Annotated in this window: 20 protein-coding genes; 14 read left to right on the top strand and 6 right to left on the bottom strand. The window is 46.1% G+C overall.

The features are described from left to right. Positions 1–7: 7 nt before the first annotated feature. Complete coding sequence (locus tag CA600_RS13505; protein WP_094870646.1) at positions 8–409, bottom strand: secondary thiamine-phosphate synthase enzyme YjbQ; 402 nt, start codon at positions 407–409, stop codon at positions 8–10. Between the two features lie 206 nt (positions 410–615). Between CA600_RS13505 and cysT the strand changes: the two genes are divergently transcribed. From cysT to CA600_RS13480, 5 genes are all read left to right on the top strand, one after another. Continuing rightward, positions 616–1431, top strand: coding sequence for a sulfate ABC transporter permease subunit CysT (gene cysT / locus CA600_RS13500; RefSeq protein WP_042185592.1), 816 nt, complete (start codon positions 616–618; stop codon positions 1429–1431). Further along, on the top strand, positions 1428–2225 hold the full coding sequence (locus CA600_RS13495; protein ID WP_094870645.1) for a sulfate ABC transporter permease subunit: 798 nt from the start codon (positions 1428–1430) through the stop codon (positions 2223–2225). The genes cysT and CA600_RS13495 overlap by 4 nt, the downstream gene beginning before the upstream one ends. Before the next feature lies 1 nt (position 2226). Then, positions 2227–3291: a sulfate/molybdate ABC transporter ATP-binding protein gene (locus tag CA600_RS13490; protein WP_042124940.1), complete on the top strand. Its 1065-nt coding sequence runs from the start codon at positions 2227–2229 to the stop codon at positions 3289–3291. Between the two features lie 322 nt (positions 3292–3613). Beyond that, positions 3614–4681, top strand: a complete 1068-nt coding sequence (locus tag CA600_RS13485) for a sulfate ABC transporter substrate-binding protein (RefSeq protein WP_179281615.1) — start codon at positions 3614–3616, stop codon at positions 4679–4681. A gap of 209 nt (positions 4682–4890) precedes the next feature. Next, entirely contained in the window at positions 4891–5682 is a 792-nt protein-coding gene (locus tag CA600_RS13480; protein ID WP_094870644.1) for an MBL fold metallo-hydrolase, read from the top strand. 29 nt (positions 5683–5711) lie between these two features. On the opposite strand, the gene CA600_RS13475 is transcribed toward CA600_RS13480, so the two are convergent. Further along, positions 5712–6923: a sugar efflux transporter gene (locus CA600_RS13475; protein WP_094870643.1), complete on the bottom strand. Its 1212-nt coding sequence runs from the start codon at positions 6921–6923 to the stop codon at positions 5712–5714. 486 nt (positions 6924–7409) lie between these two features. Here CA600_RS13475 and CA600_RS13465 point away from each other — a divergent pair, with 486 nt between their 5' ends. Continuing rightward, positions 7410–9209 (top strand): ABC transporter ATP-binding protein, encoded by a 1800-nt coding sequence (locus CA600_RS13465; protein WP_094870642.1) that lies wholly within the window; start codon positions 7410–7412, stop codon positions 9207–9209. 249 nt (positions 9210–9458) lie between these two features. On the opposite strand, the gene CA600_RS13460 is transcribed toward CA600_RS13465, so the two are convergent. After that, positions 9459–10262, bottom strand: coding sequence for a Cof-type HAD-IIB family hydrolase (locus CA600_RS13460; RefSeq protein WP_060624902.1), 804 nt, complete (start codon positions 10260–10262; stop codon positions 9459–9461). A gap of 12 nt (positions 10263–10274) precedes the next feature. After that, on the bottom strand, positions 10275–11222 hold the full coding sequence (locus CA600_RS13455) for a DMT family transporter (protein ID WP_094870641.1): 948 nt from the start codon (positions 11220–11222) through the stop codon (positions 10275–10277). A 229-nt stretch (positions 11223–11451) separates the two neighbouring features. Between CA600_RS13455 and CA600_RS13450 the strand changes: the two genes are divergently transcribed. Next, a complete protein-coding gene (locus CA600_RS13450) occupies positions 11452–12165 on the top strand; it encodes a metal-dependent hydrolase (protein WP_094870640.1) in 714 nt (237 codons plus the stop codon). Positions 12166–12249: 84 nt separating this feature from the next. On the opposite strand, the gene CA600_RS13445 is transcribed toward CA600_RS13450, so the two are convergent. Then, complete coding sequence (locus tag CA600_RS13445; protein WP_094870639.1) at positions 12250–13251, bottom strand: lipoate--protein ligase; 1002 nt, start codon at positions 13249–13251, stop codon at positions 12250–12252. A 282-nt stretch (positions 13252–13533) separates the two neighbouring features. On the opposite strand from CA600_RS13445, the gene CA600_RS13440 reads away from it, so the two are divergent. The 6 genes from CA600_RS13440 (at position 13534) to CA600_RS13415 (ending at position 19322) form a co-directional block, all read left to right on the top strand. Beyond that, positions 13534–14118 (top strand): TetR/AcrR family transcriptional regulator, encoded by a 585-nt coding sequence (locus CA600_RS13440; RefSeq protein ID WP_094870638.1) that lies wholly within the window; start codon positions 13534–13536, stop codon positions 14116–14118. A 7-nt stretch (positions 14119–14125) separates the two neighbouring features. Continuing rightward, entirely contained in the window at positions 14126–14872 is a 747-nt protein-coding gene (gene map, locus CA600_RS13435; protein WP_094870637.1) for a type I methionyl aminopeptidase, read from the top strand. Between the two features lie 342 nt (positions 14873–15214). Further along, positions 15215–16303, top strand: a complete 1089-nt coding sequence (gene cobD, locus CA600_RS13430) for a threonine-phosphate decarboxylase CobD (RefSeq protein WP_094870636.1) — start codon at positions 15215–15217, stop codon at positions 16301–16303. 583 nt (positions 16304–16886) lie between these two features. Then, the gene (locus tag CA600_RS13425; RefSeq protein WP_094870635.1) at positions 16887–17624 is read left to right on the top strand and encodes an adenosylcobinamide amidohydrolase; all 738 of its coding nucleotides are present in this window, start codon (positions 16887–16889) and stop codon (positions 17622–17624) included. Positions 17625–17673: 49 nt separating this feature from the next. Continuing rightward, positions 17674–18633, top strand: coding sequence for an adenosylcobinamide-phosphate synthase CbiB (cbiB, locus tag CA600_RS13420; RefSeq protein WP_094870634.1), 960 nt, complete (start codon positions 17674–17676; stop codon positions 18631–18633). A gap of 8 nt (positions 18634–18641) precedes the next feature. Further along, the gene (locus tag CA600_RS13415) at positions 18642–19322 is read left to right on the top strand and encodes a histidine phosphatase family protein (RefSeq protein WP_094870633.1); all 681 of its coding nucleotides are present in this window, start codon (positions 18642–18644) and stop codon (positions 19320–19322) included. A gap of 69 nt (positions 19323–19391) precedes the next feature. On the opposite strand, the gene catA is transcribed toward CA600_RS13415, so the two are convergent. Then, positions 19392–20084 carry a type A chloramphenicol O-acetyltransferase gene (gene catA / locus CA600_RS13410; protein WP_094870632.1) on the bottom strand — a complete coding sequence of 231 codons (693 nt, stop codon included), beginning with the start codon at positions 20082–20084 and terminating at the stop codon, positions 19392–19394. A 362-nt stretch (positions 20085–20446) separates the two neighbouring features. Between catA and pdxR the strand changes: the two genes are divergently transcribed. Next, on the top strand, positions 20447–21898 hold the full coding sequence (pdxR, locus tag CA600_RS13405; protein WP_094870631.1) for a MocR-like pyridoxine biosynthesis transcription factor PdxR: 1452 nt from the start codon (positions 20447–20449) through the stop codon (positions 21896–21898). Positions 21899–21915: the final 17 nt, after the last annotated feature.

Genomic DNA, 21915 nt, shown 5'->3' with positions numbered 1-21915 from the left:
TTCATTGTTATCCTTCAATAATCTTTAAGAAACATTGTCTACGTCTTGGTCCATCAAACTCACAAAAATAAATACCCTGCCAACGACCAAGTAATAGTTCGCCATCATGGATGATTATGCTCTGGGAAGGTCCGGATGTAATAGACTTAAGGTGGGAGGCAGTATTGCCTTCAGCATGTCGATAGTTCGGATGCTCCCAAGGGTAGACTTCATCCAAACGCATCAGAACATCATGCCTCACATCAGGATCTGCATTCTCATTGATTGCAATTCCTGCGGTGGTATGTGGACAATAAACTACGATCACCCCGCTACGCACCCCGTTTTTTTTCACAAAAGAAATGACTTCACGAGTAATATCCCGTAATTCATCCCGTTTCGTTGTAGTAATCTCCAGTGTATGCAGCATAATCATTCCCCTTCCTGTGATGTGCCACTTTTTCCTAATCTGTGTTATATATATTTTACCCCAAATTCACTTGAAAGTAATTGACGACAACGAGAAGGATTTGGTAAAGTAGTAATATTATAAAACCAAGTATATAAATAGGAATAATTAATGGAGACGTTGGTTAGTATACCGACCGGTTATCCGGAGGTGGGAGGGCAAAATCATTGAATTCGCTGCTTAGACACAAAGGTTGGACTTGGGGTTTTCGAACTACAATTTTGCTCTATTTTGTTGTATTGATCGTGCTGCCTATACTTGGGGTCTATTACAACTCTTTTTCACTGGGTTTCGGTAATTTTGTGGAAAGCATAAGCGATCCGATTGCCTGGAAGTCGGTGCTGTTAACCTTAAAGCTGGCGATCATCGCTACTTTAATTAATGTCTTTTTAGGAACAATGATTGCCTGGGTTCTTATTCGTTATCAATTCATTGGTAAAGCATTGCTTAATAGTCTTGTGGATTTACCATTTGCACTGCCGACGGCAGTTGGTGGTTTGATGATTTTACTCTTGCTTGGACCTGGTAGTCTTATCGGCAAGGCTGCAGAAGCGCTTGGTTTTGAAATAGTTTTTCATCAACCGGCTATCGTAATTGCTATGGTCTTCGTAACCTTTCCTTTCGTGATTCGAGCGGTTCAGCCCTTGCTGGAGGAACTTGATCCATCCGAAGAGGAAGCGGCATATACAATGGGTGCCAAGGGAACTAGAGTCTTCTGGCATGTTATTCTCCCCTCTATGGCTCCTGGGATGATCAGCGGTGGAATGCTCGCCTTCTCGCGGGCACTTGCTGAATTCGGCGCTGTAGTCCTCGTAGCAGGTAATATTCCAGGTCGTACACTCGTATCTTCTGTTTTTATTTTTGGTGAAGTTGAAAGTGATAATCCAGTTTCCGCAGCAGCGGTTTCTGTCATTCTCTTGACCTTATCTTTTCTCATTCTTTGGCTCATTAATATGCTGCAGATGCGGGGGAGACGCTCATGAGAAAATTGTGGATCGGTCTCACTTACTTGGTGTTTTTTCTGCTAATCGCTGCGCCACTAGGGAAAATGGCTATAGGTGCTTTTAGTGAAGGATTTGGTGGTTTCTGGAATGCCCTGACTAGGCCTGAAGCGCTGCATGCGCTTATGATGACTGGGCTTGTTGTGATCGTAGTTACGTTATTAAATACGTTGTTCGGAATTATGATGGCGCTGTATCTTGTCCGGGCGAACTGGATAAATAGACGTCTAAAGGGCTTGCTTAACAGTGTTGTTGATTTGCCTTATGCTGTGTCCCCTGTTATTGGCGGGCTGATGATTGTTCTGTTGCTGGGTCCGGATAGCACCTTGGGTGCGATTTTTGAAGGGATTGGGCTGAAGATCGTCTATGCCATTCCTGGAATGATCATCGCCACCTTGTTCGTAACCTTTCCTTTAATGGTGCGTGAGGTAATGCCGGTGCTTCAGGAGATTGGTTCACAGCAGGAAGAAGCTGCTTCTACACTGGGCGCTCGTAGCTGGACAATATTTTGGAAGGTGACATGGCCTTCGATTCGTTGGGCGGTTGTGTACGGGGTCATCCTTACGGTGGCTCGTTCACTAGGTGAGTTCGGGGCGGTGCTCGTGGTCTCGGGTAACATTATGAACAAAACCCAGACGGCGACGACGCTAGTCTATCAGGATGTTGAGAATTTTAATGTAACGGCTGCTGGAGGAATAGCGCTAGTTCTGGCTGCATTTTCCGCAGGTCTACTGTTATTGATGGAATGGACCAAGAGAAGAAAGGAAGTGCAGTAATATGCATGTTGAAGTGCGGGGATTAAATAAGCATTTTGGAGATTTTCATGCGGTCAAGGATGTCAATTTCACCATTACAAAAGGTCATCTGATCGGACTGCTTGGCCCGAGTGGTGGCGGTAAAACCTCGATTCTTCGTATGCTCGCAGGGCTGGAGACACCGGATAATGGCGAGATTATTTTTCATGGTCAGACGGTTAATAATCTTCCTCCTCAAGAGCGCGGGATCGGCTTTGTCTTTCAGAACTACGCATTATTTAAGCATATGACTGTTTTTGATAATATTGCTTTTGGATTAAAAGTTAAAAAGGCCAGCAAAACTGCCATTCGTGACCGTGTTATGGAACTGGTGGAGCTTACGGGGTTAAAAGGCTTCGAGAAGCGTTATCCGCATCAGCTATCTGGTGGACAACGTCAACGTGTGGCCTTTGCCCGTGCACTTGCGCCTGAACCACAGCTACTGCTCTTAGATGAGCCGTTTGCAGCTATTGATGCGAAGATCCGGCAGGAGCTGCGCGCTTGGCTGCGTGAGCTGATTGAGCGTGTTGGCATCACTTCCATCTTCGTAACGCATGACCAAGACGAAGCGATTGAAGTTGCGGACGAGATTATGATCATCAACCAAGGGCAGTTGGAACAAAAGGGTACACCTTGGGATATTTATAAGGAGCCTAAAACACCGTTCGTGGCAACTTTTATCGGGGAGTCGACACTGATTGAAGATGCTTCTGAGGTGAAAGGCTTTAAAGGCGCTGGAGACGGTAAGCCTACCAAAGCACTTATTCGTCCTGAGTATATTGAAGTTGGTAACCTGCATGAGTTCAAGATGGCTTCAGCTACGGAAAAAGGCGTCGTAAAGCATCTGCATTTCCGTGGAAGCGAATGGCTCGTTGAGGTTGAAGTTAATGGTCATAAGCTGGTTACTTACCGTTCCTTGGAGAAAGAAACCTTGCAGCCGGGACAGGACATCTCAGTCCTTGTGCACCGCGCTTACCTGTTTAATGATGAGCGAAGCTGGATCCAGGAGAACAACCTGAAAGAAGATCCGATGCCGATATTTATTTAATATAAAAATAAATAAAATGATTTTCAATTTTTTTGAAGAGTAGCGAATGTGATGAGGAAGGATTAGAGGAACTGATGTGAAGGTATGAAGTAATGGAGTGGAAGTTTGGAACTGTAGGAGCGGAGCGACCGCCTTTGTTTCCGGATTTAATCCGCTGAGGATATAAAATCAATAAATCTGGGAACAACAGCGGCCGGAAGTCCAAACATTCCACGTAATTACGGCAAAATACCGAGCGGTAGTTACTTGATTTTCAGATTCAGCCATAGAGCTACTTTCAAGGAAATATTTAAAATCATTATCTCGAAGGATGTGGGCCGCAATGAATTTCAAAAGGAGCAGACAACTGCACGGATGTTTTGCTGCCCTAATGCTGGCCATACTCACGCTGGCAGCAGTCGGTTGCGGGAACGGGAAGGCGATTACGACGATGGCAGATCCTTCGAAGCAAGGGGATGTTACGCTAGTCGTTGGCGCATACAGTGTGGCTAAGGATGCGATGGAAGATATTTTGCCGTTATTTGCAGCGCAGTGGAAGGCGGATACTGGACAGGAGATTCATTTTCAACAGTCCTATGAAGCTTCCGGAACACAAGCACGTGCAATCGTAGGCGGGTTCGAAGCGGATGTTACACTGCTAGCCATGGAAGGTGATGTCGAGAAGCTGGTTAAGGCTGGACTCGTAGCGCCAACGTGGAAAGAGCAGGGGGAACAAGGCATGGTGACACGTTCGGTAGTCGCACTTGGTACCCGTGAGGGAAACCCCAAAGGAATTCACGATTTTGCGGACTTAGCCAAGCCAGGGATTAAAGTGTTATACCCAAATCCCAAAACATCCGGTGGTGCGCAGTGGGATATTAACGCGATCTATGGGGCTGGTCTGAAGCTGTCAGAGGAGCAAGAGGGCGTTAAGGATCCAGCAGCAGCCAAAGCTTTTTTAGAAAGTGTACATGCCAATGTGGAGTCACTGGATAAGAGCGGACGTGCATCTATGGCTGCCTTTGAGTATGGAGTGGGTGATGTCATTGTCACCTATGAGAATGAACTGCTGGCCCGGATTGCTCAGGGTGTTAAATATGAAGTGATTATTCCTAAAAATACAATGCTGATTGAGAACCCAGCGGCTGTCGTAGAGAAGTATGCGGATAAGCATGGGACACGCGCGGCAGCAGAAGCATTAGTTGATTTCTTGATCACCCCACAGGCACAAGAGATCTTTGCAAAATATGGCTTTCGTCCCGTAGATAAACAGGTCTATGCGGAGAACAAAAGCCGCTACCCGGATCCAGCGGGTCTCTTCGATATCAATTATTTAGGGGGCTGGGATGAGGTGCGAAGCACGCTTTATTCCAAGCGGGGGATTTGGTATCAGGTACTTGCCGGAATATAGGTAGACGTGTAAAAATAGAGTCATCCTAGCAGGGCTCCTGCTTAAGGGATGACTTTTTTGACGAGAGTATATATTTGGGACCCCCGCAAAGTACCTGAGTACGCATCGAAGCAAAGCTCCACTTTGTGGGGATATTTTGGTGAGCATCTTTAAGATAGACATATGATAATTTAAGACTTCCTTGATGGGAACTGAAGGAGAGATAGATTATGGATACGTTAGTATTTTTGGGTACTGGGGATGCCATGGGTGTTCCACGGATATATTGCAGCTGCGAGACCTGCACAGAAGCAAGGGAGCATGGGAGCAATACAAGGCTGCGTTCCTCTGTACTTATAGATAATGGCAGTGACTTTCTAGTGATTGATTGCGGGCCAGACTGGCGTCGTCAGATGGAGGCGCAGGGAGTACGGTATATGCGAAGACTGCTGGTGACACATGCTCACTTTGATCATATTGGTGGGCTGCCGGAATGGGCAGATGCTTGCCGATGGACTGGCATTAAGGGTGAACTGTATACTCCAGCAGAAGTTATTCCTATTATCGAACGGCAATACCCTTGGCTGCGAAATCACATCGAGATGATTCCCTGTGATGAAGGAATAGAACTGGACGGCTGGAAGATAGATACCTGGAAAGTAAACCATGGTAAGAATGGTTATTCGTATGCCTTTCGGCTAGAGAAGGATGATTATACATGGGTGTATTGTCCTGATTCCATTTCTTTAGGGGCTGAGGAGACACGCCTGATGCATGGTGCCGATTTGCTGGTTCTAGGTACAAGCTTCTATTACGAAGCGGCGGAGCTATCCACTCGCTCTGTGTACGACATGACCGAGGCAGCGGAGCTGCTGCAAATAGTGAAGCCTAAAAAGGCAGTTTACACCCATATGTCGCATGATGTAGATATGAGAGAAGCATATATTTTACCGGAGAACGTTACTCTAGCCCAGACAGGTATGAGAATTCCAATAAACAAAAGCCCATTCTCTTCACTTTAGAAGAGAATGGGCAAGTAGAAATAAACGGATTAAACAGTTAATTGTTCTGGTTCATTTAAAGGGTGACGTCCGCTTACTGCAAGCATGATTAAGGAAATACTGATGAGTATAAAACAGAGTACAAATGAATACCGGTAACCAACAATACTGGCTAATCCCCCGCCAACAAGACTACCAATCAGTCTGCCAATTGTGGATGAATTAGAGTAAAGCGTGGATGCATACCCAGGCATGGTTGGCAGCAGATCCTGGATGTAGCTAATGCCAATCGCTGAAATAACAGCTACGAAAACGGCGAGTAGAACTTGGGCTGCAAGCATCTGCCACATCGATCCTGAGAAAATGACAACGAGATAATATGCTCCTCCTAAAATGGCCCCGCACATCATCAAGGCTCGGTTGCTGTACTTCGCACTGAGTAGACCGAGCATAATCATAAATGGAATTTCCAGCGCAGCACATATACTGCTGACTAGACCGACATCACTTGTTGATCCCCCCAGATTGTTTGTGATAAAGAGGGCCGTATTGATGCTGCTCGTCCAGTGAGCTACATACATGAGTATCAGAATCAGAAAAGGCAACAGAATATTGCGGTTCTGACTGAGCCGGAAAGAATTCACTTTTACTTCAGCCTTGTTGCTGCTCAGCTCTGTATTTGATTTGAGAAATAAGAAAACGAGTAAGGCAACAAGTAGGAATACTCCGATCGTACCCGTGAAAATCCCCTTAAACCCAACAGCAGCGATTAGCAGGGTGCCGATTAAAGGACCTGTAATAAAGCCGAGAGAGAAAGCAGAACGCAAGGTAGAATTAGCAAACGCAGTATCCGTAAAATTGCTCTTATTCACTGCTTCTCTAGCAATGGCGAACAATTGAGGCATCCCAGGTGCACCGAGGGCGGTGAACACAATCATGTAGATGAACAAGATCGTGAAATCCTGAATGAGCAAGTACCCGCTATAAGCCAGCGCATTACAGAGCGTGGCAACAAGGTAAATGTGCTTTCGATTCAAACCAAGGTCCGAGCGTCTCCCGATTAGCGTACTGATCCATATTCCGGCAATTAACGTGGTGGCTAGAAAAATACCAAACAATCCGACAGATACGCCAAGCTGTTTCGTGAAATAAATGGATAAGAAGGGTGCGCTGAGTGAAATCCCCATTCCCTGCAGTAACATACATAAAAAGAGTAAGGCGTAAGAGGGAATTGAAAATAGTGCAGTAAGTCTTTTGATCATGTTGTGAAGTTACTCCTCTATTTTTGTTAAGATAATCAAACTGGTTCTAGTATACATGAAAAAGACAGCAACAATATATATGCGATTTGACTAGAAACCTCTACGATATGGCTTCAGCTGTGATTTTTCTATGATATAACGGGGACATCATTCGGGCAAATCCAGCCTGTGGATGTCCCTTTTGTGATTTCTATTTCATTCTGTATTCAGAAACAGGTATATGCTTTATAATCAGAAAAGATAACCGTCTTATATTTACAAATATAGAATAATTAACAACGATAGGAAGGGAAATACCTGATGAATAATCCTGTTGATCCGATTCTGTTTGAATTTTCAGAGAGCTTTGAAACCGAGCGTCTGCTTATTCGCGCCCCTTTGTGGGGGGATGGAGCCAGTATGAATGTGCTATAGCTGAAAAGGCCAGACTGGATTTTTTAAAGTGTAGTTAGTTATATATGCGGATTTTGGGAGAGGGTTGGTAGTTTGAAGCAGAAAGGTGTTTTCTCAAGATTAAGTACATACATGTTAAGGCACAAGCTCTTATATACGGTTTTATTATTTACGACTTTATTTGGTATTGTTCTGGATTTAACGATTGCTTGGCTGCTATCAGTAATTACGGATGCGGCGGTTAGACTTGATGTGAAAGCTTTTAAGGGTCTGGTTATATTCGGATTAATCTACTTATTAGTGAGTGCAATCAACGGTTACATCGATCGATATCTCAAAAATAAAATTTCAGCCAAGATCAGAAATGAACTGCGGCTAGATATGATGCGACATGCTTTAGCTCTTCCTCAGTCTTATTTTGACCGTAATCACTCCGGAGATTTGTTGTCCCGCTTTACTAATGATAATCAATCTGTGGGTAATGCTACCGGCGAGGTAATGATTGATTTAATCCGTAACCCTTTGCTTGCTCTCGCGGCTTTTGGTTATTTGCTCTATATTAACTGGCTACTGGCATTGATCTGTTTTGCAATGGGGCCTTTGATGTTCCTTACGGGAAAAATTTTTGGTTCAGCGATGCGTGAGAACAGTGTGAAGATTCAGACTAATATGAGCAAGATTACTTCCTTTTTGCATGACATTCTAGGCAGTAGTATGGTGTTTAAATCCTTTAACATTGAACGCAGACTAATGAAGCAATATCAGGAACATAGTGAGAATATCACTTCCGAAGAATTAAAACGGGGAAGAATTGAAGGAGCTACTGGCTCATTCTCCTCTTTTCTGGGAAACTTTACGTTTCTTCTGGCGCTGGTCGTGGCTGGTTATTTTGTGGCAAAAGGATCCCTTGAGGTCGGTGCGATGATTGCTTTCATCCAGCTCATGAATTATTTAGTGATGCCGTTCTCGGCATTGCCAGGACTGATCAATTCGATGCAGCAATCACTTGGGGCGGCGGGACGGATCTTTGAAGTGTTGGATAGCCCTGTAGAAGTGGAGGCTTTACCCGAAGCAGCTACGAAGCAGCCTGGATTTGAGCGTATGGTCATGTCCTCGGTATCCTTCTCTTATCCGGGAGCAGAGAGACGTAGTTTGTACAAAATCAGCTTAGAGCTTCAAAAAGGGGCTCAAATGGCAATTGTGGGACCGAGCGGTGGAGGGAAATCTACGCTTTTTAAGGTACTCCTTGGGTTGTATGAACCTGATGAGGGTGATGTATTTATAAATAATGAGAAGACAAGCGAGATGAGTTTAGCTAAACTTAGGAGTCACTTCTCTTATGTGCCGCAAGAGTCAGGGCTTTATACAGGAAGTATCCGTGATAATATCCGAAATGGAAATCCAGATGCAGATGAGCATGAAATTCTGGAAGCTTTGCGGCAAGCGAACGCTTATGATTTTGTAATGGAGTTACCGGAGGGTCTCGATACAGATATTGGTGAGGAAGGCTCGCGCCTGTCCGGTGGACAACGCCAGCGACTATCGATTGCGAGAGCGATTCTTAGGAACTCTCCAATTTTGTTGCTGGATGAAGCTACTGCTGCGCTTGATAATGAATCGGAGAAGCTGGTGCAGCAAGCGATTCGTAAATTAATGGGAGACAAAACCACACTCGTTATCGCTCACCGTCTATCAACGATTCAGAACGCTGATGTCATTCTAGTGATGGAGAACAGTGAAATTGTAGAGAGTGGTACCCACCAGGAGCTACTTGCGGCAGAAGGAAGATATCATGATTTGTACTATTCTCAGCTGGAAGAGGAAGAGGCTGGGGAGGGTGAGCAAGAGTCATTGGAGCTTGCATCTACAGGAGTACCGAGCTTGCTGAAATAACAAAAGGGTGTTGCAACGTCATATATCATGACGTTACAGCACCCTTTTTCTTAAGAAAGTGAATGTATATAGATTGAACATTAACTCTATATAAGTTGAACTTTAAAATATTCTAAAAAGGGAAAAGTGAAGGAGGGGAAATCTGGTGACAACAGTGGCCGGAAGTCCAAACATTCCCCGCAGTCTCGCACTTACCTGAATAGAAAAATCTTAAGTTTAACGTATATAAAACTATTAAGTTCAGCCGATTTAATTCACTTTATTGAGAATGAATTTATCAATCGCGTATTTTACGCCATCTTCATTGTTGCTTAGGGTTATGAAATCAGCAATTTCTTTCAGCGCAGGAATAGCGTTCGCCATAGCAACGCCAAGACCAGCAGCCTCAAGCATCTCATGGTCGTTCCAAGAGTCACCCATAGCCATAGTCTCGGAGAGATCACAACCAAAATGATTGGCTAGGAATTCAAGCGCAATTCCCTTGGTTCCTTCATGATGCATGATTTCTAGGAATTGTGGTTTGGATTTGGTAATATGCACGGAATCGCCGAGCAATTCACGTAGAATTGGAGCCAGCTCATCCAAAAATGCAGGATCGTCGATAATCAGCATTTTTGGTGTTTTTTGTGGGACAAGTTTTTCCCAATCTGGTTCAATATAATATGGCGTTTTGTTCAGGTCTGTATAATCTTTGATCTTCTGGTTGTCTTCACGGGCATACAGCTTGTCGTCAATGTAAGTTTGCAAATGCAGATTATGCTCCACGCAGTAAGTGAACAGCTTGTGTACCGCATCTTGTGGCACGTAACGCTCATATAGTACCTTTTCATCGAGCAAGTTCTTAACGAGTGCGCCTTGGTAAGTGATGATTGGCACGTTAAGTCCAGTTTGACGTGCAATGGCTTGCGCAGAAGCATAAGCTCGGCCTGTAGCAAGGGTTACAACAACGCCAGCGGCTACAGCCTCTTCAAGCGCAGTCTGTGTAGCGGGTGTTACTTCCTTGTCATCGTTAATTAGAGTGTCATCAATATCAATCGCGATCAATTTGTACATTTGTCTCTCTCCTTATCTCTTTCTAAATAAATGTAATTTGGAAAAATAATTCTTCTTATGTTGATTCTGACCCGGTTCCGGACTCAGCTCTGCCATAAGCATAGCTCCCAGAATACAACCACAACCGAGCAGAGCGGACAACCCAAGCGTTTCGCCGCCAAAGGCTAAGCCTGTCAGAACAGCGAATACAGGTTCTGTGGCATAAATAATGGCTACCCGGGAAGGCGTAGTGTACTTCTGGCAGGCGGTTTGAATCCAGAAGGCAAAAGCGCTGGTAGGACCAATAGAGATTAAAAGTGCCCAGAGAACGTCCGGGTCCTTGATAAGCTCTGCGCTGTGGGCAAGCGGTGAAGCTCCTTCAAAGATAAGCGAAGCGACTATGCTGAACAGTCCAACGAAGGCGAGCTGCAAGGTTGCCAGCGGCAACGCCGGATAATGAGGTGCATAAACGCCAGTGTATGCGACTTGTAGCGCAAAGGCTATGGCGCAGAGCAGGATCAAAGCATCGCCTTTATTCAGGGACAAAGCAGAGCCGGTGAAGGTCAGCAGATAAAGACCTACTGCGGCAAGCGCCGCGCTGAACCAAGTGTAACGTGAAATGGCATGCTTTAGTAGCGCCAGAGAGAGAAACGGAACCAATACGACCGACAGACCGGTAATAAACCCGGTATTGGAGGTGGTTGTATATAGAAGTCCCATGGTCTGGAAGCCATAGCCCATAAACAAAAAAAGGCCTAGCAGCAGAGAATCGCGTACCATGCGGAAACTTAGCTGTTTCCACTCCTTGCGGTAAAAAATAAAAGTGATTAGAGCCAGCAACAGGGCAGCACCTGTAAAGCGGATGCTGTTAAACGCGAGTGGAGGGAGCACTTTGACAGCATTTTGAACAATCAGAAAGGTGCATCCCCACATCATCGCCACAAGTAGCAGGCTGAAATCGGCCATACGGGAACGCTTCACTTCTTAGGTCATCCTCTCTTCGGCAAATGCCGTCCTTGTAAGAACGACAAGGTCAAGTTGTCCAAATTGTATCGTATAATCATGGGGAGGACAAGATAGGAATCGCTCAAAGGCTTATATTTAAAGGGATTTAAGGGATAAGGCTAGACAAAAAAACAGGGTCTTGATATACTTCGATAACCGCACATTTGTTCTTGTTTTTCGCATCTTAGAAAGGAGCGGTTTCACCATGATGGGCAGATCCCATTTAATAATCAGCACTGGGGTTACCCTATCTGTAATGAGTTTGATGGCACATGAGATTACAATTCCAGTGATTGCGGTCGCAGCATTGAGCTCTTTGTTGCCTGATATTGACGAACCGAATTCGCTGCTCGTGCGCAAAGCGATTCCAGAGTTTCTATTAAGAGTGCTGCAAATTGCTTTGATAGGCGCGGCGATCTACCTCTATTTTGCCGGAATCGTGGAACGTCCTTGGAATATTGTGCTGGCACTGCTAGTCGGAAGTGTATCTTTCCTTCCCAGTCGAAAGCTGCGCCATTTGGTCATGATCTTGATTGCCATAGCACTCTTTGCGTTCGGGGAAGCCTATGATCCATGGAACTACATTGCAGCGTGCGTGCTTGTAGTCTCATCGCTTGTTCCTCATCGTGGACTGACACATACCTTGTATGGAGTTGCGGGCTGGAGCGCCTTATTGTATTTTGCCTCAGCGGGTATAAATGATGGTGGCAGTCTGTGGATAGCTGGCGGTATGTCGTACGCACTTCATCTACTGGCAGACTCCCTTACTCAAAGAGGAATTACACCATTGCCGCCAGTACCCTTTAAGCTGCGTCTAAAGCTAATGAGTACAGGCACGAAAAAAGGTGGAGCCGTAGAGAACATCTGCATCATGCTGACTCTAGCGTTCGTTGTCTATGTATTTATACTTTCTCCTTGAACTAAAATGAATATGAAAGAGGGGCTTGTCTATTCTTTACGCAAATTGCGCATAGGATAAGCAGGCCCCTTTATTTTTGTATAGCTATTCTTCTAGGAAAACCAGTCCGATAAAGTCCTCCGGCTCAATACGTCCGAAATAATGCTTCAAATCCAGATCAGCTAATGCTTTTCTAACCTCTGCTTCATTATAACGTTTGCCGCGAAGTGCATTTTCAACATCTACTACGTCACCAACCCCAAAGAAGTCACCATAGATTTTTATGTCCTTAATGAGGGAATCCTCAATATCCATACGAATATCAATAATTCCGGCAGGGAATTTGCGTGTGTGTTTGACATTGCTTTTTGGCGATAGACCGTAGTTCCAATCCCAGTTCTGGTAGTGCTCTTTGGAGATTTCGTGGATTTTGTCCCAGTCTGCTTCCTGAAGCTTATACTGAGGGACCTCGGATGGCTCCATGCCAAAGATCGAACGCAGGAGACCGGAGCGGAACTCTTCAATGGTCATGTCTGTACCTAGCAGCTCTTTGATGTTGGCTACGCGACTACGTACGGATTTGGTGCTCTTCGATTTGAACTTCTCTGGATTTACTTTTAGCGAGGCTTGTACATTGTCCAAATTGAGATCAAACATCAGTGTGCCATGGCTGAACATGCGTCCACGTGTGGAGAATTGAGCGTTGCCGGAAATTTTTTGTTCACCGACTTGAAGATCATTTCGTCCGCTAAGCTCAGCGTTAACACCCATGCTTTGTAAGTAGTCGATCACCGGCTGGGTGAATTTCAGGAAATTATGGAAGGATTGGCCGTCGTCCTTAGTAATGAAGCTGAAGTTAAGATTTCCGAGATCGTGATAGACTGCTCCACCGCCAGACAAACGCCGCACAACCTTAATATCATTCTCTTTAACATATTCCTGATTGATTTCTTCAATCGTATTTTGATGTTTACCGATGATGATAGATGGGCTGTTAATATAAAAAAGCAGGTAACTCTCGTCCATCGGCAAGTGTTTCAGCGCATATTCCTCAATCGCCAAATTGATGGAAGCGTCAGTAATCCCTGTGTTATCAATAAAAATCATAGTGAGTTCCTCCGTTGCAGCAAAATTGATTACAGTTCTCATTTTAAACCAAAAGCAGTTTTTTAACAAAAGAGATCGCTTCGTGTTTCGGTGAGTATAAAGGATTAGACTGGATCCGTTGAATTAATGTGATTTTTAAATTGAAGAATTTCCAGCGCACAGTCTTCTTGTTCAGTACTTCATTTTATCGAACATCAACAAATCTTTTGCATTTCTCCAGCCCATGCGTTACTATTTTTATATTGACAAATTTGCAGGTCTAAATAAGGAGGTAAACACGCTATGTGCCCCCGTACCAAAGAACAAAATGAGCTCATACGCATACAGCGTAGAGAACAGATCCTGGACGTCGCCGCGCGCTCCTACTTTCGCACGGGCGGCAGCTTTGATATTCGCGACGTCGCCCGCGAAGCCGGACTTGGGTACGGCACAGTATACCATTATTACCCCAACAAGCATTTATTAATAGAAGATGTGTTAGAAAGCGGCTTTGAGCGATGTGAGCAAGTTATCGCAAAATGGGCGAACATCAGCGGCAGCCCACCGGATGATTGGCCGCTGTTAATGTATTGTAAAGCGCTGCTCCAGCTGTGGCAGTCGGACGCCCGCGCATATCTCGTCTACAAAATGGCGGCGGAACATTATGTAGGCTTGCCTGAAAGGGATCGACACCACGCCAAAAGAAAATTTATGGAACGCCTGTACGTTCCACTCCAATCGATCGCCCAGTGCGAAGACGACAGCGTCGACCATATGCTTGCCGTGCTGGTCGGTTGCTGTGGGCTGCACTACTATGCGGGCAATTCCGATCTGAACGTTGATCGAGTCGCCCGGCTCGCTATTCAAGCTATTACGAAGGGGTCCTGATACGAACATGGTCATTTTAAAAAGCAAGCATGAAATTGAGGCTATCCGCAAGGCATGCCAAGTGGTGGCTGAATGTCATCGTACCATCGCCCCGCTTATCAAACCGGGTATTACCACAAACGATATTGAGCGCATATTCGAGGACATTATGTTGAAGCACGGCGCAAAGCCATACCAGAAAGGCTATAGGGGCTATCAATATGCAACCTGTGCCTCCGCCAACGATGTAATCGCGCATGGCTTCCCTAGCAATAAGCCACTTGAGGAAGGCGATATCGTGACGATCGACACGGTCGCTGAGCTCGATGGCTGGCTCGGCGATTCGGCCTGGAGTTATGCGGTCGGGCAGATCTCGCCGACGGCCGAGAAGCTGATGCGTGTCACGAAGGAATGTCTTGACCTGGGCATCGGGCAGGCTCAGCCCGGCAATCGACTCGGCGATGTGACGAGCGCGATTCAGCGGCATGCGGAATCACACGGTTTCGGCGTCGTGCGCGACCTTCTCGCTCATGGCATAGGCCGCGACCTGCACGAGGAGCCGACTTATATGCATGTCGGCAAGCCTGGAAAAGGCCCCCGTATCAAGGAAGGTATGGTGTTCACGATTGAGCCCATGATCACCGAAGGTACCTACTTCATGACCATCGATCCGGACGGCTGGACCGCACGGACGATGGACAACAAGCTCGCCGCCCAATACGAGCATACGATCGCCATCACGGCTGAAGGTCCACAAATTTTGACCGCGCAATAGAAAAATTAGAGGTCGACCAACGAAATGGTCGACTTCTTTTTTTCGTATTCGGCATAGCAGCTTTCTTTATTCGTACAGGTGATCAAGTAAACGATAAACGATATCCCGTTTCCATCTTCAAGCTGAAGCGGGTTCTGGGACAGCGTGTCCATAGATCTGATGAGACTGCCAGTCTAGAACTTTATATCTTTTGACATCTCGTAGATTTTAATGTCGATTTGAGGCAAGCGGTTATTCAGGTGATTCCTTTAGTGAGCATTGACGTATTCCCGGCAAAGACGCAATAATGGTGGCAATGAGATACATATCGAACAAACGAAAGTGGATAGAGGGAGTGTAAATATGCTTGAAAAATACGGCCACGGCGGTGATTTGCTAACAGCAGCGGAACTTTATGAGGAGGCTGGTGGCATATTTCTTGATTTCAGTGCAAACATCAATCCTCTTGGACCTCCGCCAGCCGTCTTAGAGCTACTTAGAACAGCGTTGTCTACGGTGGTTGCCTACCCTGACCCTGGACATCGACGCTTTAAAAGTCTGCTAGCAGAGGACCTTGGTATACATAGTAGTTGGTTGACAGTAGGCAACGGAGCCGCAGAATCTATGGCATTGTTGCTGCTTGCGATTGCTCCGCAAAAGGTAGGTATCGTAGAACCTTGTTTCTCTGAGTACCGGCAGCTATCTGTGCAATTCGGCGCAGAAGTATTATCTGTTCAAGGGACAAGGGAACAGCACTTCCGAGCTGGAGCGAACGAGATTGCCGGGCTGCTGGAGAAGGTTGAGCTGCTGTTCCTTGGACAGCCGAACAACCCTAATGGTGTTCAGTATACTGTGGATGAGCTGCGCTGGTTAGCGCAGAAGGCTGAAAGCTACGGGACGTATTTGGCTGTAGATGAAGCCTTTATTGATTTTATACCTGAAGCAGAACGAAATACGCTTTTGCCGGATCTGGATCAGTTTCCGCATACGATTTTGGTGCGGTCGATGACGAAATTTTATGCAATTCCCGGATTGCGTCTCGGGTTTGCCATTTCGCATCCGGAGCTGGCAAAGGCAATGACCACAAAGCAGGTCACCTGGAGCGTGAATGGCTTGGCGCTGCTGGCGGGCGAAGCCTGCCTTGAGTGTGGGCACGAGTATTTACGTCGCACACGCGAACTGATCGCCACGGAGCGGGAGCAGCTGCGGCAAGGCCTTATGCAACTGGGCTGCGATGTGCCGCAAGGCGAAGCCAACTTTCTGCTCTGTGGCCTGCCTTCGCCGTGGAGCGCGGCTGAGATGCAAACCCGTCTTGGGCGCGTAGGTATACTGGTGCGCAGCTGCGCGATGTACCCGGGTCTAGGCGCGGAGCATATCCGGGTTGCCGTGAAGGGACATGAGGATAATGTCCGGCTGATAAAGCAGATGGGGGAAATTCTGGCAGATAAGTGACCTATGTAGCTTAGAGGGCTGCGTTAAGTGACTGTTGTAGCGTAAGTGACTCGGGTGGCATAGAGAAGGCTGAAATTCTATTGCCTAAGTGACTCAAGCGCGCAGAAGTTGGGATTTGATACCAGATGTCAGGGTTTAGCTCGCATCATTAGGTTGTGACAAAGTTTGGTGAGGTAGCTTCTGATGGACATCCTCCAAAGTGCATTCGTTGTATATCGTACAACAGAATTCGTTTTGCTGGCGCAGGAATTCGATTCTATAGCACTTTGTACAATAGAAATTTGGAGAATGATGTGAATTAGATTTTTTCGTGACATTCTATTGCAAGAAATACAGCAGAATGGCTTTTGCTAGTGTTTCTAGCTGAATCTGTTGTATAAAGTGCAATAGATGGGTGAGGGACGGATTTTTAGGTGGATATTAGAGGTATGTGTTGTAGCGGATTTTAGAGCAGATAGTCATTTGCTGAGATAGAAGATTAGGCGGCTTTTGGGTGAGGTTTCTGGGAAAGAGAAGAAGCGACAGCCAAGCTTGTTGGATGAATGGATGAAAGTAATGAGCTGTGGAAGGAGCAGATCGAGATATGGTGCAAATAAAGATTCCATTTGACCTCGCAGGAGGTGTTAAAGAGTACCATTCGGCCATATGGCCGGGGCTTGTTTTGCAGTGGAAGGGAAACCATCTGCTGCTTGAGCTGCCTGCTGAAGCAGATGGATTATCGAGTGCGTTCTATGGTGGAGGAATGAATCGGTTAGAGCGGGCCGTTAATTTATATGTTGACCGTAATTATGAATGTAGTGATCCTGTTCAAGATATGGAGAATAAGCTCCGCGAGTGGGGTTATTCATTATCTGGCTGTGCCGGTCTGATGACGGCTGTACCGTTAGAGCATGCAGCGGTAGCTGAGGAAGACACAGGCTCAGCGGGTATTTTTGTCTGCGTTACTGCTGCCGCAGGAAATGCTGCGCGCGCGGGTCTGGAACGCAATGTGCTGGCTGTTTATCGACCAGGTACGATTAACATCATGTTAGGTATTGATGGCCGCCTGACACCGGCGGCCATGGTCAATGCTGTGCAGACAGCTGTCGAAGCGAAAGCTGCTGCTCTGGCCGATCTCGGGATTACTGATCCCGAGAATGGGCTGATCGCAACCGGAACAACAACGGATGCCATCGTGCTCGCTGTGAGCCAAAGCGGGCGATACAGCGCAGAGCATGTCTATGCCGGAACCGCTACCGACCTTGGGGGCGCAATCGGACGCCTTGTATATAGCGCAGTGAAGGGCAGCTTGCTGTCGGTGCAGGCAAGGAAGGACAGCTAATGAGAAGAGATAGCTGGAGGTGTAGAAGAGTGTTCAAAGGTGACCGTCTATGACAATCGCGTTGGTACTGCTTGCGGCTTATGTGATTGACCGGATTGTAGGTGATCCGCGCAGCCTGCCCCATCCCGTAATTGGTATGGGCAAAGCAATCACGGCTCTGGAGCGGGTGATCCGCCTTATATGGTCAAGCCCGCAAGGCCTGCGCAGAGCCGGGGTGTTATTGCCGCTATGTGTAGCCGGCGGTGCTTGGGGACTTACAGCCATTCTGCTATGGCTGCTGTCATATATTTCACCTTGGCTCGTCTGGATAGCCGAGGCTTGGTTGATTTCGACGACGATTGCCTCCAAGGGACTGAAGGATGCAGGCATGGCGGTGTACGTGGAACTCCGTAAAGGAGATATTCCTGCTGCTCGCAAGGCACTGGGAATGATCGTGGGGCGTGATACGACTTCGTTAGATTCCCCGGAAATTGTGCGCGGCACGGTAGAGACCGTAGCAGAGAACATCGTCGATGCGATTATTTCCCCATTGTTCTACGCGCTCATCGGCGGTGCGCCGCTAGCTATGGCCTATCGGGCGGTAAATACGCTTGATTCCATGGTTGGCTATAAGAACGATAAATACCGTGATCTCGGCTGGGCATCCGCTCGGCTCGATGATGTCGCCAACTTCATTCCGGCACGGATTACGGCATTGCTCTTGGCACTGTGTGCATGGCTGCTTCGTCTGGATTGGCGCAATTGTCTGCAAATGGTCAAGCGGGATGCGCACCTTCATCCAAGCCCTAACAGCGGTTATCCGGAATCCGCTGTTGCGGGCGCACTTGGTATCCGTCTCGGAGGAGAGAATGTATATCACGGTGTCGCTTCATTCCGAGCTTATATGGGTGATCCGGTACGACCGATGGAGCCGGACGATATTATTCAGACCTCGCGGATGATGATGCTCTGCTCTTCAATATTCGTTACTATCTGCGCAGCCCTAGCTTGGATATGGATTGGAGGCTGATGCTAGACATGGCGTTTCCTTGTATAGAGCTAGAATTAGTACTTATTCGCCACGGGCATACTCAGTGGAATGCTGAGCATCGTTACTTAGGACATACGGATCTCCCATTGCTTACTGATGCAGTAGAGCAGCTATCTCAGCTTAAGCAGCAGCTTGATGGGCTGACTGAACGGGGGTCTGAGGTATCAAATGGTTTCTGGCGAGTGTTTTGCAGCGATTTGCTTAGATGTCGAGAGACCTTAGCTTACATTTCCCCTTCGCTAGAGAAGGTAACTGTCTACGATCAGCGTCTGCGTGAAATGAATTTTGGGTCCTTTGAAGGCTGTACTTATGAGGAGTTGAAGGATAACTCACTCTATAGAAGCTGGATTGATAATCCTTCAACGGTTACACCACCAGATGGAGAGACATGGGCGCAGTTTGACGAACGGTTGCGTAGCTTCCTGTCAGATCTGGGACGAGCGGCTAAGGATACATTTGTGCAGGCTGCAATTACGGAGAGCAAGGATGAGATAATAACAAACAGGGTATTGGTAGTGACGCATGGTGGTGTAATCCGGAATATCCTTGCACAGGTAGTTCCAGAGGTCACATTCTACAGCGCAGTTGCACCTACTCCGGGAACAGCAATGGTACTCAAATTATTTTGGCAGAACGGGCAATGGTCGGCAGATATTTCGGGAAATTGATGAGTAAATCAAATGAAAAAAGGGTTCTATATATTAAGCATGCCTAATATATAGAACCCTTATGTTTATCTATTGTTCTCCGTCAGCGGAGTATTGTGGCTTATTACTTGGGGGCAACCATTCCTTACACGTGTCTGCTCGTGATTGCAGTTCATTATACAGCAAACTGGCGTGGTAGCCGTCGCAAACGGCATGATGGAATTGTCCTGATATTGGCAATAGTATTTTTTCGTCATGTTGAGTATATTTCCCCATAGTAAATATGGGTAGTAAATAGTTTCCCTCGTTATACACGTTCAGGTTAAAGGATGTGAAGCTGACCCACGGAATGCTAGAAATAGGGAAGGTGTTAGGTGGTTCGTTTGCTTTAGCGAATAATTGTTTAACATTTCCGTACATTTTCATATCATCCAGATAACGGCTGTAGAAAACATTAAATTCTTCACCGTATAAAGTCCAAATGCTTGAAAAAGTTTTATCATCATCATGGAAAATTGTAAAACTAGGCGACAAGCTATCCCAATAACCTAACCTGCCTTCGGAATCAAAACATGTGCGATATTCACTGTGGCGGTTTACAACCGTAGTTATCATGTGGATTATTGCTGGGTACAGTTTAATTTCCATATTTTTAAGCTCTGACAGTAGAAGGGTAATGTCAATATTTACGGTCATGCTATAGGTGCATTTGACATTGTTTAAATAGTGTTCGAAATAGGGTTTTCTATTCCAGTTATCAATGACAATCGGGTTAAAAATCATTTATAATGACCTCCTAAAAATTATTTCATTTTTAATTTTAGGAGGTTTGCTGGACTGATTTCACCATATCCTCATCCCAATCTTTCGAGAAATTATTTTGTAACGATGAGTTACCCTTACATTATATACATCTTAAACGATATTTTCGATGTTTAAATGTAAAAGGGAGAGGCTTTATTGTGCTGAGTGAAAAGCATGTTATCGTCGATTTCAGCTCTTGGCTGCGTCAAAGACGGATCGATTATAAGCAATTAATTGAAGAACATCGCGCATAGAACCACAGCCGGAGAAAAATCCCTTGGCTGTGGTTCTTTTTTTAAGCGAGTGATTGTGCCATGATAGCTATGGAGGCGACCAAAGAGATGTTTAAGGATTTTAAGCTCATAGCCGGACGGCCGGTGTATATACAAATTAAAGACTATATGAAGCACTTAATCATAAAAGGCGGTCTGCAAGGGAATCAAAAGCTGCCCTCTACAAGAGAGCTCAGTACACTGCTCAAGGTTAGCCGTAACTCAGTAATTTCTGCTTATGCAGAGCTTGAGGATGATGGATTTGCGTATGCCGTGCAGGGTCAGGGAAGTTATGTGGCACCTACACCTCCTGGCAGTGAAACAATCTCTTCCTGGACGATGGACTGGAAGTCGCGTATCAATGATCATGCGCGGCTGGCGGAGGATCTGGATATCATGAAGCGCGGCATACGAGCGGAAAAGGGGACGATCTCCTTTACGAGCATCGCGCCTGATGAGAGTCTTTTTGATCTAGATAATGTGAAACGCTCCTTTATGGATCGTATGTCGGTGGAAGGCAACGTCTTACTAAATTATGGATATGCCAAAGGGTATAAGCCTTTAATAGACTATTTGAAGCAGTACATGGAGCACAAAGGCGTTGAAATGAAGGGCAAGGACATATTGATTACCAACGGCTTTACAGAGGGATTCGATATTGTATTGTCTGCACTTAGCAAAAAGAATGGTTCGGTCATCTGTGAGAATCCGACGCATCATACGGCGATCAAAAATCTCAAGCTGAACGGCTTTGAGATCACCGGGATTCCTATGGAGCGTGATGGGATTGATCTGGTTGAGCTGGAGAAGGCATTGCTGGAGCAAGCTTTTGACTGTGCTTACTTTGTCCCTTCTTATCATAATCCGACCGGTATTGTAATGTCTCCTGAGAAAAGACAGCGGCTAATGAAGCTGATGAATCGGTACCAAATCCCAGTGATCGAGGATGGTTTTAACGAGGAATTACGCTATTCGGGCTCACATGTGGCTCCACTTATCGCAGCAGCAGGTAGCGGCAACAGCGTAATCTATCTAGGTAGCTTCTCAAAAGTACTTTTTCCGGGACTACGCGTAGGTTGGGTGCTGGCAGATCAGGAGCTGATCTATTCCCTTGAAAGCGTTAAGCGCGCACGTACCATTCATACCTCTACGCTGGATCAATCCATTTTGTATCAATACTTATTGGGTGGACATTTAGAGAAGTATTTGAAAAAAGCCAGAGCGGAATATAAACGGAAATATGAATTAACCCTGCAATGCTGTAAGGAGTTTATTCCTTATACGGCGTTATCAGGGGATGGCGGACTGCATCTTTTTGTAACTTTCGCGGAGGGGTTTAATACAAGGGCGCTGCTGGCGGCCTGTCATGAGCAAGGGGTTATTTTTACAGCAGGAGATATATTCTTCACAGACGGTAAAGGTCAAAATACGATACGGATCGGTTTCTCTAGAGTGACAGATGCGGATATCCGCAAGGGGATCGAGATTATTGGCACAACAGCACGACAACTAATGGGATAAAGAGGTGCTTGAGATGA

It is taken from the genome of Paenibacillus sp. VTT E-133280, from assembly GCF_002264385.1.
Classification (GTDB): domain Bacteria; phylum Bacillota; class Bacilli; order Paenibacillales; family Paenibacillaceae; genus Paenibacillus_AQ; species Paenibacillus_AQ nitricinens.
Note: the sequence above shows the minus strand (reverse complement) of the source record. Positions and strands in the feature narration are given on the sequence as shown.

Coding starts and splice junctions, on each gene's coding strand:
- CA600_RS13450 (WP_094870640.1), top strand. CDS start 11,452: ATGATGGGCAGATCCCATTTAATAATCAGCACTGGGGTTACCCTATCT.
- CA600_RS13495 (WP_094870645.1), top strand. CDS start 1,428: ATGAGAAAATTGTGGATCGGTCTCACTTACTTGGTGTTTTTTCTGCTA.
- CA600_RS13485 (WP_179281615.1), top strand. CDS start 3,614: ATGAATTTCAAAAGGAGCAGACAACTGCACGGATGTTTTGCTGCCCTA.
- CA600_RS13505 (WP_094870646.1), bottom strand. CDS start 409: ATGCTGCATACACTGGAGATTACTACAACGAAACGGGATGAATTACGG.
- map (WP_094870637.1), top strand. CDS start 14,126: ATGGTCATTTTAAAAAGCAAGCATGAAATTGAGGCTATCCGCAAGGCA.
- CA600_RS13460 (WP_060624902.1), bottom strand. CDS start 10,262: ATGTACAAATTGATCGCGATTGATATTGATGACACTCTAATTAACGAT.
- CA600_RS13425 (WP_094870635.1), top strand. CDS start 16,887: ATGGTGCAAATAAAGATTCCATTTGACCTCGCAGGAGGTGTTAAAGAG.
- CA600_RS13475 (WP_094870643.1), bottom strand. CDS start 6,923: ATGATCAAAAGACTTACTGCACTATTTTCAATTCCCTCTTACGCCTTA.
- CA600_RS13480 (WP_094870644.1), top strand. CDS start 4,891: ATGGATACGTTAGTATTTTTGGGTACTGGGGATGCCATGGGTGTTCCA.
- CA600_RS13440 (WP_094870638.1), top strand. CDS start 13,534: ATGTGCCCCCGTACCAAAGAACAAAATGAGCTCATACGCATACAGCGT.
- CA600_RS13415 (WP_094870633.1), top strand. CDS start 18,642: ATGGCGTTTCCTTGTATAGAGCTAGAATTAGTACTTATTCGCCACGGG.
- catA (WP_094870632.1), bottom strand. CDS start 20,084: ATGATTTTTAACCCGATTGTCATTGATAACTGGAATAGAAAACCCTAT.
- CA600_RS13445 (WP_094870639.1), bottom strand. CDS start 13,251: ATGATTTTTATTGATAACACAGGGATTACTGACGCTTCCATCAATTTG.
- cbiB (WP_094870634.1), top strand. CDS start 17,674: ATGACAATCGCGTTGGTACTGCTTGCGGCTTATGTGATTGACCGGATT.
- CA600_RS13490 (WP_042124940.1), top strand. CDS start 2,227: ATGCATGTTGAAGTGCGGGGATTAAATAAGCATTTTGGAGATTTTCAT.
- cobD (WP_094870636.1), top strand. CDS start 15,215: ATGCTTGAAAAATACGGCCACGGCGGTGATTTGCTAACAGCAGCGGAA.
- pdxR (WP_094870631.1), top strand. CDS start 20,447: ATGTTTAAGGATTTTAAGCTCATAGCCGGACGGCCGGTGTATATACAA.